The 11,780-nt window shown below is 32.2% G+C and carries 13 protein-coding genes; 1 reads left to right on the forward strand and 12 read right to left on the reverse strand.

Features of this window, described 5'->3' with window-relative positions:
• Genes WFZ85_RS02615 through WFZ85_RS02640 form a run of 6 tightly spaced genes read right to left on the reverse strand, consistent with a single transcriptional unit; the run spans position 1 to position 6,275 of the window.
• Positions 1-990: a hypothetical protein gene (locus WFZ85_RS02615; protein ID WP_342694729.1), complete on the reverse strand. Its 990-nt coding sequence runs from the start codon at positions 988-990 to the stop codon at positions 1-3.
• A gap of 6 nt (positions 991-996) precedes the next feature.
• On the reverse strand, positions 997-2,688 hold the full coding sequence (locus WFZ85_RS02620) for a DUF6909 family protein (protein WP_342694730.1): 1,692 nt from the start codon (positions 2,686-2,688) through the stop codon (positions 997-999).
• Positions 2,689-2,729: 41 nt separating this feature from the next.
• Complete coding sequence (locus tag WFZ85_RS02625) at positions 2,730-3,587, reverse strand: carboxypeptidase-like regulatory domain-containing protein (RefSeq protein ID WP_342694731.1); 858 nt, start codon at positions 3,585-3,587, stop codon at positions 2,730-2,732.
• A gap of 7 nt (positions 3,588-3,594) precedes the next feature.
• Positions 3,595-5,094, reverse strand: coding sequence for a GH3 auxin-responsive promoter family protein (locus WFZ85_RS02630; protein WP_342694732.1), 1,500 nt, complete (start codon positions 5,092-5,094; stop codon positions 3,595-3,597).
• A 4-nt stretch (positions 5,095-5,098) separates the two neighbouring features.
• A complete protein-coding gene (locus tag WFZ85_RS02635) occupies positions 5,099-5,464 on the reverse strand; it encodes an SdpI family protein (protein WP_342694733.1) in 366 nt (121 codons plus the stop codon).
• A gap of 1 nt (position 5,465) precedes the next feature.
• Positions 5,466-6,275 carry a M23 family metallopeptidase gene (locus WFZ85_RS02640; RefSeq protein ID WP_342694734.1) on the reverse strand — a complete coding sequence of 270 codons (810 nt, stop codon included), beginning with the start codon at positions 6,273-6,275 and terminating at the stop codon, positions 5,466-5,468.
• Between the two features lie 200 nt (positions 6,276-6,475).
• On the opposite strand from WFZ85_RS02640, the gene tatA reads away from it, so the two are divergent.
• Entirely contained in the window at positions 6,476-6,673 is a 198-nt protein-coding gene (tatA, locus tag WFZ85_RS02645; protein WP_342694735.1) for a twin-arginine translocase TatA/TatE family subunit, read from the forward strand.
• Positions 6,674-6,744: 71 nt separating this feature from the next.
• Here tatA and WFZ85_RS02650 read toward each other — a convergent pair whose 3' ends face one another.
• From WFZ85_RS02650 to rpiB, 6 genes are all read right to left on the reverse strand, one after another.
• Positions 6,745-7,299 carry a nucleotidyl transferase AbiEii/AbiGii toxin family protein gene (locus tag WFZ85_RS02650; RefSeq protein WP_342694736.1) on the reverse strand — a complete coding sequence of 185 codons (555 nt, stop codon included), beginning with the start codon at positions 7,297-7,299 and terminating at the stop codon, positions 6,745-6,747.
• Between the two features lie 8 nt (positions 7,300-7,307).
• A complete protein-coding gene (locus WFZ85_RS02655) occupies positions 7,308-7,613 on the reverse strand; it encodes a DUF6922 domain-containing protein (protein ID WP_342694737.1) in 306 nt (101 codons plus the stop codon).
• Between the two features lie 86 nt (positions 7,614-7,699).
• On the reverse strand, positions 7,700-9,841 hold the full coding sequence (locus WFZ85_RS02660) for a Tex family protein (RefSeq protein ID WP_342694738.1): 2,142 nt from the start codon (positions 9,839-9,841) through the stop codon (positions 7,700-7,702).
• 15 nt (positions 9,842-9,856) lie between these two features.
• Positions 9,857-10,759: a cation diffusion facilitator family transporter gene (locus tag WFZ85_RS02665; protein WP_342694739.1), complete on the reverse strand. Its 903-nt coding sequence runs from the start codon at positions 10,757-10,759 to the stop codon at positions 9,857-9,859.
• 2 nt (positions 10,760-10,761) lie between these two features.
• The gene (locus WFZ85_RS02670) at positions 10,762-11,088 is read right to left on the reverse strand and encodes a hypothetical protein (RefSeq protein ID WP_342694740.1); all 327 of its coding nucleotides are present in this window, start codon (positions 11,086-11,088) and stop codon (positions 10,762-10,764) included.
• 13 nt (positions 11,089-11,101) lie between these two features.
• Positions 11,102-11,530 (reverse strand): ribose 5-phosphate isomerase B, encoded by a 429-nt coding sequence (rpiB, locus tag WFZ85_RS02675; RefSeq protein WP_342694741.1) that lies wholly within the window; start codon positions 11,528-11,530, stop codon positions 11,102-11,104.
• Positions 11,531-11,780 lie beyond the last annotated feature (250 nt).

Here is an 11,780-nt window from a genome sequence, read left to right on the forward strand (position 1 = left end):
TTAACTGTTTAATTTAGCCATTTGTCTTCTGTAATAGGACTTTAAAAATCCAGCTAGTACAAAAAGAGCTATAAAAAATACTGGTAATACCAATTTCATTTTTCCTTTTACCGATTTTGTATTTCTTATGTTTAAAGTAATACTGTCGTCTTTTATTATTTTATCTAAATTGATTAAATCCAAACGACGAGAACCTTGTTCATAAACCAAATCATTTTTAGTTTTTAATACATCCGCTAACTGTGAATTTTCATTGTAATAAACTAATTTATCACTCTTCTGCGAACTATTGGTTGTATTTGAAAAGGTGTTTAAAATTGCATTAATCTGCGAAATAATAGAGTCGTTTTCAACCATTTTAATTTTAATGTTTTCTATGTATTGCTTTTGAATAACAGAATAGTATTTCGAGTCGTTTAGAAATTTTAAAATTGGTTCAACTGTCTCTTGATTGGTTGTTTCGTTCAATGTTACAAAAGAAATTTCATGAAACGGATAGTTTTTACTGGTTGTTTCATCATTAATAATTTTTTTTATATCGCCGTCTTCAGCCATTAATTTCAGTAATTCAAAGTTGTTGTCTTTTTCTCTATTTTCTACAAATTTGTATACATCAATAATAGGCTGGATACTTATTTTTTTCAAATTAAGAGTCTTTTTAATACCAACAACATCTCTAAGAAACACAGTATCGCTATTTTCTATTTTTGAGTTGATTAAATCAACTTTAGCATACAAATAATCTGCTGAACCAAAGTTTGGAGCAACAATAATTTGATTATCATACAACTTAGTGGTTTTATCCATATAAAAACCTAACGCTGCGCCTAAAACGAATAATATGCCAACCCACAAAATGTTTCTTTTAAAGAATAGAAACACTTTGAAAACAGATGTAGAGATATTTTCAAAAAAATCACCAATTTTTTTAGAAATCTGAGACAAATCTATCTCCTGATTGTCTTGGTTGTTTTGAGGTGTTGCACTCATGAGAATTTATTTTATGTTAAAAATTTGTTCTAATATTTTGATGGTAATCAAATAGGTTGGTTTTACTCCTGTTGTTCCTAAACCTCCTGAAGCTAAAGTACTTCCGGTTTCCAAAGGATTATCCGAAGCATAATAGGCATAGCGCACTTTCACGTTGGGGTTGATACTTTTTCTAATTTTTGATGCCGATTGTATGGCTTTTTGATAATAAGCGCCTTCCATTTCAAGACCAATTACGCCCCAAGTTGACTCGTGGAAAAATTTCAATAAATCTTTATTTTGAAGTGATGTTCCAAGAACAGTAATCATTGGTCCTGAGAAAACAGGAATTTCATTTCCTTCAAACATTTTCGCTGTTAGTTCATTCTCAAATGGATAATTGTCTGCTGTTCCTTCGTTGATGTGTGCTGACGGTATCATGATGTCGCCCTTTCCACCTTCTAAAATTCCGGCTTTTCCCATTATCGAAACTGATTCTACCTTTAAAAAAGTTCTGTTTTTTCCTTCTTTGTAAGGTTTTAATAATTCATCAATGGTTTCAAAGGCTTGTTCACCAAAGGCATAATCCATAACAATCAAAACAGGACTTTCTTTCCCGATTTTTGCATTTGGAAAACTAGATTTTGCCCAATCAATTTTTGCTGTATCAAAAATTTGAACATCAATATTAGTTCCCGATTGGTCTGGAATAGAAATCATTCCGTGTTTTAACGCAAATTCCTCTACTTTGTTTCTAACAGGATCAGCACCCGATTTACTCAATTCTTCATATATAAAGAAATCAGTTTTATCCTTGTATTTTGATTGCAAAACTGTTGTAGCAAAAATAGAATTCATCACACTGTGCATATTGGCACTGATAATATGAATAGGTCTTTCTAATAAATTGTTTTCTTTTAAAACTTGCTTGATGGTAGTTGCCCAAATTTCGCCATGAATGTGATGTCCTAGTCGTTCTCTTAAAATAGGACTAAATGTAATGGTTCTTTTGTTGTTTTCAACAATTTCTTCTATGGCTAATTTGCCAAGCCAATAAACTATATGCAAAAATCGATCGGGCTTCTCTGAAGTTCCAAATGAAGGATAAATTTCTAATACTTCCGAAAAACTTCTACCTAAAATATTGGCAACATGAGAAATAGCAATCTCTTTTTCAATTTGAGTTAGCTTCTTATTTTGTAAAATAGTTTGCTCCAATTTTTGCCAATCGCGCGTTACTTCTAAATCAATTTCGTCGATTAAAACTCTATTTTTTATTTTATGTGACTCTATAAAAATAAATGTCAAATGGGTTAAAATATCGTAAATATCAGAACGTCCTCGTGTGATTTCCACGTTCATTTGTTCGTTGTCGATGCGGTAACAATTTCGTCTTCTTTTTGGTGGAACAATCGCTTGAAAATGAGACTTTGAATAGCCTTCGTCTGAAGTTAAATTGATGAATCGACATTCTTCAATGCCCACAGGAAGTCTTTCTATAACATAAAGTAAACCGTTGAGCTCTACTTTTTCTTCGGCAATGCTGCCATAAATTTCGGGTCTAAGTTCTAATAATGCTTCTCTTAAAGTTTCTCCTGAAACACCCATGGGTTTATAAAAACCTCTGTTAAATAAATGTCTCATCGTAATGTACAATCGTTCGATAGCTGCCGACGATTCTTGCGCTCGTGAGCGCGAAATGTTTTTAATTTCCTTCATTAAATTTTATTTTCTAACCAGCAAAGATAGGATTTTTATGTTTAGTTAGATAGTATTAGTGTTATTGCAGGTTCGTATCTGCCTGTTTTATCGTCATTATTTCGTATCCATTTTCCGCTTAAAAAAGTAAATCCTTCTGGGTTTTGAACATAATTATAGAGAATAAATGGGTAATACAATTTTTGAACCGTGGTTTTATTGGTGTTTTGATCTACACTTGTGCGTTCTAGTTTGTTATTTTCAATCATCAGTTTTTCAAAACCTACAAATATTCCATTTTTTGGCATGGTTAGATTAAAATCGGAAACATTTATCTTAGTGCTTTTTCCTCCTTTTTTAATGTTGACAATCAAGTCTTTTTTTAATAATTCAGCGCCTGGAAAACCCTTTTCATCTACTGAAAAAAAATGAAGTTTAAGAGTAGCGGTTTCTATTTTGCTGTCGGTAGAAATTTTTACTTGTTTTATATGTTTGGTTTTGCTGTATTTTGGGTTGTAGGGAAAAAATTTAATATCATTTTTTGGTCCGTTATCAAATGCTTGAAAAATGGTGTTTTCTACTATTCCTATTTGGATTTCCTTAGTCTCTTTTTTGTTAAAAATCAACACTTCGTCCAGCTCATTTGTAATCGATTGCAAAACCACTTTTGTTGCCTGAGCCACTTTCACCGTTTTCTTTTCAAAACCAATAATTGAGAAGAATAAATTTTTGTTCTTATCTTCGGTATCAATAGTAAAAGTCCCGTTTTCCTCTGATGTTGTCCCAATATTTTCGTTCTCTACCCAAATATTCACATACGGAATGGGTTTGTCATATTCGTCTACAACAATGCCTTTGGTTTGTGAAGAAATAGTTGAAGTAATCAATAACATCAGCCAAAAAACTCTTTTGTCTTTCATCTTTCCTCTATTCTCTTTTTAGCAAATCCACTATTTTCCTATCATTACTCAATCGCGGAATTTTATTTTGTCCACCTAATTTTCCGATTGATTTCATATAGTCTTGAAAACCATTTTTTTTGACTTTGGTAATGACGAGCGTTCGCAGTACTTTTCCAACTATTAAATCATCATAATAAACGTTTTGTTTTCGCATAGCATTATCAATTTTCAGAGCAAACTCGTCCATATTTTCAGGATGTCCCGAAGCGTCGGGATCAAACTCGATAAACCATTCGTGATATGGTAATCCTTGGCTTGGATTGATTTGTGGCGCAACTGTAAATTCATTTACTCGGATATTAGAATTTTCCATGGCTTCTTTCAAAGCGTGTTCTACTTCTTTGCCGATGACGTGTTCGCCAAACGCCGAAATAAAATGCTTAATTCGACCCGAAACAATTACTCTATAAGGCTTCAAACTGGTGAACTGTACTGTATCGCCAATATTGTATGCCCATAATCCTGCATTTGTGGAAATAATCAAAACATAATTCACGTTCAATTCAACCTCAGCAATTGTATATCGTCTAGGTTTTTCAGTAAAAAACTCATCTGATTTAACAAATTCATAAAAAATTCCTGAATTTAAAAGCAACAACATGCCTTTTTCCGATTGTAAATCTTGGTACGCAAAAAATCCTTCAGAAGCAGGAAAAAGTTCAATGGAGTCTACTTTTCTTCCTATTAAATTTTCAAATTTAGCACGATAAGGTTCAAAATTTACACCGCCATAAATAAAGAGATTGAAGTTTCTAAAAATTTCTCCAACTGGTTTTTTTCCTTTTTGCTCCAGTTTTTCAAAATACATCTGAACCCATGATGGAATTCCAGAAATTACGGTCATGTTTTCATTGAAAGTTTCTTCAACAACAGCATCGACTTTGGTTTCCCAATCTTCAATACAGTTGGTTTCCCAGCTTGGCATGCGGTTTTTTTGCAAATATTTTGGAACAAAATGTGCCACAATTCCTGACAATCTTCCTAATTTGATACCGTTTTTATCTTCCAAAATTGGACTTCCTTGCAAGAAAATCATTTTACCGTCAACAAAATCGGCTTTACTTGTTTCGTGAATATAACTCAAAATAGCATTTCGCGCCGCTTGAATATGAAAAGGCATCGACTCTTTAGTCAACGGAATATATTTTGCACCTGAAGTTGTTCCTGAAGTTTTTGCAAAATAAATTGGTTTTCCTTTCCATAGGATATTTTCTTCGCCTTGAACCATTCTGTCAACATAAGGTCGCAGTGCTTCATAATCTCTTATTGGAACTTGCCTTGCAAAATCTTCAACCGTTTTGATTTCAGAAAAATGATGATCTTTTCCAAAAATGGTATCTTTAGCTTGATGGATTAATTCTTGGAAAACCTTGCGCTGGGTTTCCACAGGATTATTTGCCCAAGCTTGGGTTTTTTTATGAATATGTTTGGCAAAAATTTTGGCTGCAAATGACTTTATCGACATAATTTTAAAGATTTGGGAAATTCTTTTTGATAGCTTTTTCTGTTGTAAAAAATAAGAAAATGCAAACCAGAAATGATAATGTAATTCCAACGATTAGTTGTGCTGTTTCATTGAGATGGAATAGCAATCCTAAAAATGAAATAGCAAACAAAAATAGTCCGCTTTGCATCATTTTAATGGAAGAAAATTTTTGAGAGAAATTCCAAACTTCTTGGTTTTTCATAGAATTTGCTGTTCGATAACCATAAAAATGATTAATTTTTTTTGGTGGAAATCGTAGCGAAATTAGAGCTGTAATAACAAAAATAATTCCTATTAAAAAAGGCATGAAAAATAAGTTTTCGGTTATGTAGTCTAAAATTGCTTCCATATTATTCAAAATTTATAAAAATGCTTGGATCAATTGGGTAACCGTCTTTCCATAATTCGAAATGCAAATGAATTCCTGTAGACTCTTGACCTGATGAACCTGCAAGCGCAATGACTTCGCCTGTTTTTACTTTATCGCCTTGAGCAACCGTTACCGATGCTGCGTGTTTGTATACTGAAATAAATCCGTTATTGTGTCTTATGATGACTACATTTCCTGTGGTTGGTGTCCAATCGGCAAAAATAACTGTGCCACTTAAAATTGATTTTATAGCCGTGTTTTTGGCTACAGCAACATCTATCGCGTAATGTTTGATTTTTGGGTTGAATTTTTCGGTCACCATTCCTTTTATTGGTGGGAAAAGTACGATGCCCGATTTTGGTCTTGCTTTTTCAAACAGATTGAATTTATCTTCTCTTGCTACTTCTTCACGCAATTTAAGATCGGCTTTTGACGGTTGTAAATCTTCTTCCGAAATAGTCACTAATTCAGAAGAGGTGATGGAATCTTTATTGAATTTAGCGTATTCCAAATCGCCTGTTAATACCTTCTTGATAGATGCAATATAGGCTTCGTTTTTTTGTAAAGCATTGGCCAAAGAGTCTGACTTCAAGGCTAATTCTGTGGCGTCTTTTTTTAATTTAGTAGATGCATAACCCGGAATATATTCGCGTAGCGGCGTAAAAGCAATAATGTATGTCGTGACAAAAATTATCAATAATGCGCCCACAGTTGCCACCACAAAAACATTCATCAATGTTAATCGTAAAGAAAATACTTCTTCAAAAGTATCTTCGTTTAAAATAACCAAGCGGTTTTTTGTGAATAATTTTTTCTTTAATATTTTGCGTTTAAGCCGTTTCTCCGACATAAAATTTGATTATCCTACAAATATAGAAAATTATATCTGCTTTAGATTTTATTAACTTTAACGTTCTTTAACGTCAAATCTCGCGCTGTTACTAATTTATTTTCTACATTTGCACAATAATCAATTTAACTACAGTAAAGATGAATTTTTTAATGATATTTTTAGGCGAAATAGGAATGCCACAGATACTTTTGATATTGGCAGTTGTTTTATTGCTTTTTGGTGGTAGAAAAATTCCGGAATTGATGAGAGGTTTAGGTAGTGGTGTTAAAGAATTTAAAAATGCTGCAAAAGATGATGCGCCAGCAGCTAAAAAAGAAGAAGAAAAGAAGGAATAACCATCCTTTTTAAATCCAAATATAAAAATTTCCAAATTTCAATTGTATACGATTGGAATTTGGAATTTTTTTTACAATTTCACTAGTTCTTCTACAATTTTTTGTTTGCAAGTTTCCCAGTTGAAATCTTTGAACATAATGGGTTGTTGTTGGGCATTTGCATCTTCAAAATAGGATAAACTTTTTTGAACCATAAAAACAGAACCATCGTTGAATTTTTTTTCATAAAATGATAAAATTTCTTTTAACGAAAATTCATTCAACAAAAAATACAAGTCGATGAAATCTTTTTTACTTCCTCTACCTGCTATGGCATTTAGTTTCATCGCTGCAATATCTTTGATAGAAAGCATTCTAATATTTTCTATAAACAAATATTCTGATAGTAGCGGATATTTGTAGTTCACAAAATCTACTTTAATATCATTAATCTTTGTAATCAGAATGTTTTTTGTGCTCTGGGCAACTTTTACTTCTCCAAATTCAAAAAGTTTTTCAACAAATAATTCTGAATTAATTTCTGAATTACCAAACAAATCAATATCAACCGAATTTCGATGACCCATTTGTAATGCTAACGATGTTCCTCCAGCCAAATTAAAATTTGAAAAAGTTTTTTCAGACATAATTTTTTTTAAGAGTTCCATAAGTTCGGGAACAACTGTCTGTGTTTGTAGCATCTAAATTCTGTTTTGTCGATTTTAAAAATAGCGGATAGGTAAGAAAGTGTGACCGCATCAAGACTTCTTAGGTTTAAAGAAACTTCTTTAATAGTCTCTAATCCATAAAGTTTTTTTAACAATTCCCAATCTTTAATGAAACCATACTCTAAAACTTTTTGTATCAAATGAGATTTATGCTTTTCTAAATCAAATCCATTCAAATCTACATCCCAAAAAAGATGTTGTGAAAAGTCGTTTATAGTAATTTCTGAGTTCATAATAACAAAGATAACAATTATTAAATTCCAGTAAAAAAATTCCAATTCTTAGTTATCAGAGTTTGGAACTTTTTATTTGTGATTTATCAAATAACCATCGTCAATTGAATTCGCTTTCTATCTTCGTCGACTTCAATCACTTTTACTTGAACATGTTGGTGTAATTTCACCACTTCGTTCACATCGGAAACAAAACCGGCTTTAAGTTGTGAAATGTGAACCAATCCACTTTCTTTAATTCCGATATCGACAAAGCAACCAAAAGCAGTAATGTTATTGACAATTCCTGGTAAAATCATGCCGGAACGAAGGTCTTTAATTGTTTTTACGTTAGCATCAAATTCGAAAATTTTAGCGGCTTTTCTTGGGTCTAATCCTGGTTTTTCGAGTTCTTTTAGAATATCTTTTATTCCTAAAATTCCAATATCGTTAGTGATATAATTTTCGGGTTTAATTGAAGCAATTTTTTCTTTGTTGGCAATTAATTCGTTGGTTTTTAATCTTAAATCTTTTGCCATTTTTTCTACAATTCCGTATGCTTCGGGATGAACGGCCGAATTGTCTAATGGATTTTTTCCGTCTTTTATTCGTATGAAAGCTGCGGCTTGTTGATAGGCTTTTTCACCTAATCTTGGTACTTTTTTCAGTTGTTTTCTATCTTCAAACGGACCGTTTTCTTGACGATAAGCGACGATATTTTCAGCCATTTTTTCACCGATTCCAGAAACGTAACTCAACAATGATTTACTGGCTGTATTGATATTTATTCCAACAGAATTCACACAACGAATAACAGTATTGTCTAGTTCTTCTTTCAGTTTAGTTTGGTCTACATCATGCTGATATTGACCAACTCCTATGGATTTTGGATCGATTTTTACTAATTCGGCCAACGGATCAGAAAGTCGTCGTCCAATAGAAACCGAACCACGAACCGTAACGTCAAAATTTGGAAATTCATCGCGGGCAATTTTACTTGCTGAATACACTGATGCTCCAGCTTCGGAAACTACAAAAACCTGAACTGGCTTATCAAAAGCAATTTTTTTGATAAAAAATTCCGTTTCGCGAGAAGCGGTACCGTTTCCAATAGAAATAGCTTCAATGTTGTAAGCATTAACCATCGATTTTATCTTTTTCATCGCCATCGTGGTTTCTCCCGAGTTAATTCGGGATTGTGGCTGATGTGGGTAAATGGTTTCGTTGTATAACAAATCGCCTTTTTCGTCGAGACAAACTATTTTACAACCGCTTCGATAACCTGGATCGATTGCCAGAATTCGCTTTTCGCCTAATGGTGGCGCAAGTAATAATTGTCCTAAATTATTTGTAAAAACGTCTATTGCGGTTTTGTCGGCTTTTGCTTTTGCTTCTTGTAAAGTTTCGTTGGAAATGGCTGGATATAATAACCGTTTATAACTGTCTTCTATAGCTAGTTGAACGTGTGAAAAAGAGGGACTATTTCCATTTTTAATAATCAATTCGTCAATTAAATCGTAGGCTTCGTCACTATCGACATCAATTTTTATTTTGATAAAACCTTCATTTTCGGCACGAAGCATTGCTAATAATCGATGTGAAGGCGCTTTTGAAATAGGTTCTGTCCAGTCGAAATATTGTTTATATTTTTGCGCTTCTTCCTCGTCGGCTTTCTTTTTTACAACCTTTGTTTCAATAATAGCTTTTCTGTTAAATAACCGTCGTAAACTTTGACGAACGACAATATTTTCATTAATATTTTCTGCAACTATATCTCGTGCGCCTTGCAACGCCTCGTCTTCATTAATGACGTTTTTATTAATGAATTGTGTGGCTAAAAAGTCTACGTCATCATTTGTTTGCGCCAAAATTAAATTTGCCAAAGGTTCCAATCCATTTTCTCGAGCAACATCGGCGCGGGTTTTTTTCTTCTTTTTATAGGGCAAATACAAATCTTCGATTTCGTGCAAATCAAAGCTTTTTTCGATTTTAGATTTTAGTTCAGCCGATAGTTGACCTTGTTCTTCGATGGATTTTAAAACACTTTCTTTTCGTTTTATAATTTCGTCATATTGCTTTGAAAGTTTAGCAATAGTTTCCACTTGAACTTCATCAAGATTTCCGGTTTGGTCTTTTCGATAACGGGAAATAAAGGGAATGGTGCAATCTTCTGAAAGCAGTTTTAAAGTAGCTTCAATGTTTTTATCGGCTGTTGCCACTAAGTTTTTTATAAATTGTGTTTGGATCATTTTGATTAGCAAAGTTTAATCCTGAACGATAAAATCTTTTGGGTCTTCTTTTCTAAATTCGGGTTGAATATTAATATGATTGATATGGAATTTTTGGAAAAGTATTTGTTCAACTTCATGCAGTAAAGTGTTGAATTCACTCATTTTTATGTCCGCCGAACAATCGAGATGAGCTTCGAGATGTAATTCTTCATCATTAAGATGCCAAACATGAATATGGTGTAACTTATTCACTCCCGGAATTTTATGTACTTCGCGCACTATTTCTTTGATATCGATGTGCTCTGGAGTAAAAAGCATTAACATTTTTGTGGAAGTGATTAATAATTTAACACCTACAACAATTAAATATATCGCAATAGCAATTGTCATAACGCTGTCTACCCAAAACCAACCGTAAAATTTCATTAACAATCCACCAATTAAAACAGCAACTGATGCCATCATATCGGTTAGTAAATGCAAATAAGCCGATTTCATATTGATATTATGCTGCGCGTCTTTTTGTAATAAAATCACGGACAAACCATTGACAATAATTCCTAATAAAGCTAGCCAAATTACTAAACCAGACTGAATTGGATGTGGATTTAAAAAACGTCCAATAGCTCCATAAATTAAAAATAATGCAACAATAACTAGTGTAGAAGCATTAACAAAAGCAGCAATTAATTCGGCTCGTTTGTAACCAAAAGTATAATCGATAGAAGCTTTTTTTCGAGAAAGTTTATGAGCAATTAAGCTAAAAACTAAAGAGAGAACATCTGAAAAATTGTGTAACGCATCAGAAATTAAAGCTAAACTTCCTGAGATAATTCCGCCAACTACTTGAGCAATAGTGATTATAACATTAAGTAGTATCGAAAAAAATAAGTTTTTGCTTTTTACTTCATGTTTGTGGATATGTACTTCACTCATTATTAATTATTTATTATAATGCCATACACTTCAAAACCTATTTGTAAAAAAAGAAAGCCAATAGGTACATTGAGAAACATTAAAAAAAGAGTGAGTAAAATAGCGTTTCGTTCTGCTTTGTTTTTAAAAAAAAGTGTAATCAAAATTATGGAGAGCGAAGTGTTCAAAACAAAAAAGGTAATCATAAAAAAAATACTTATATATATCATACCACTGTATGCGGTTAGATAATAAGATGCTAATATAAAACCACCAAGTAAGAAAGTGAGTAAAGCAATTTTTCTTCCTAGATTATTATAATCGCTAACTGATTTTATATTTTGAAGCATTATTTATTTTGTATTAACATGTTATTTTTTTCACTCTACTCTCATGTCTTCCTCCTTCAAAATTAGTATTTAGAAAAATATCTACCATTTCTATAGTTTGTTGTATTGATGTAAATCGCGCAGGAATACTGATGATATTTGCATTGTTATGTTGACGTGCTAAAGTGGCAATTTCTTTTGTCCAACATAATGCTGCTCGAATACCTTGATGCTTATTTACAGTCATATTAATTCCGTTTCCTGAACCACAAATTACAATTCCAAAATCAACTTTCCCTGTTTCAACATCCTTTGCTACAAGATGACCAAAATCAGGATAATCAACACTATCAAAAGTGTCTGTACCATGATTTATAATTTTATGCCCATTCTGCTCCAAAAAAGCTACTATTGCTTTTTTATAATCTGGTCCGGCGTGATCGTTTCCAATGGAGATTTTCATAATTTATTTTATGCGTTTAAAATTACAAATTTACAGAAAGTATTGTTTGTATTTTTATTTTACGTTAACTACTTGATAGATAAATTATTTAATTTTACTAATATAAACAAATTAATCAACTATTTTAAAATCAGTGCTTTTTATTTATATATTTTGTTAAATTTTTACAATGTTTATAGTGTTTTGCAATTCCTTGATAATCAGTTAACCTTAAATTAACATTAAGTGTTAACAACTTCAGATAGATTAT

Origin of the sequence: Flavobacterium aureirubrum, assembly GCF_038739835.1 — a bacterium.
In the GTDB taxonomy this organism is placed as follows: Bacteria; Bacteroidota; Bacteroidia; order Flavobacteriales; family Flavobacteriaceae; genus Flavobacterium; species Flavobacterium aureirubrum.